Raw genomic sequence first — 534 nt, forward strand, 5'->3', positions numbered from 1 at the left:
TGAAGGGTGAGGGTGACCTGGAAGAGCGGTGAGCGACTCAGGTCACGCTGAGGCTGAAGCTCCTCGACGAGCTTCTCGAAGGGGACGTCCTGGTGCTCGTAGGCGGCGAGGGTGGACGTGCGCACCTGGGAGAGCAACTGACGGAAGGACTGCTTCGAGTCGAGTCGGGAGTGGAGGACGAGGGTGTTGACGAAGAAGCCGATGAGGCCCTCGGTCTCGGAGCGATTGCGATTCGCGATGGGAGAGCCGACGGAGATGTCGTCCTGGCCCGAGTAGCGGGAGAGCAGAAGCTGGAAGGAAGCCAGCAGCACCATGAAGGGCGTGGCGCCTTCACGCTGAGCGAGGGCCTTCACGGCCTGGGTCAACTCACGAGACAACCCGATGGGGAACACCGCACCGCGATAGGACTGAACGGCGGGGCGAGGCCTGTCAGTGGGCAGCTCCAGGGACGAGGAGGCACCGGCAAGCTGGGTGCGCCACCAGGCGATTTCGGAAGAGAGGACGTCGCCCTGGAGCCACTGGCGCTGCCAGACG

The 534-nt window shown here is 65.2% G+C and carries 1 protein-coding gene; it reads right to left on the reverse strand.

The features are described from left to right. A partial coding sequence (locus HUA74_RS44980) for a condensation domain-containing protein (protein WP_254625571.1) occupies positions 1-534 on the reverse strand: 534 nt, incomplete at both ends.

This window comes from Myxococcus sp. CA051A (assembly GCF_013336705.1).
GTDB lineage: Bacteria > Myxococcota > Myxococcia > Myxococcales > Myxococcaceae > Myxococcus > Myxococcus llanfairpwllgwyngyllgogerychwyrndrobwllllantysiliogogogochensis.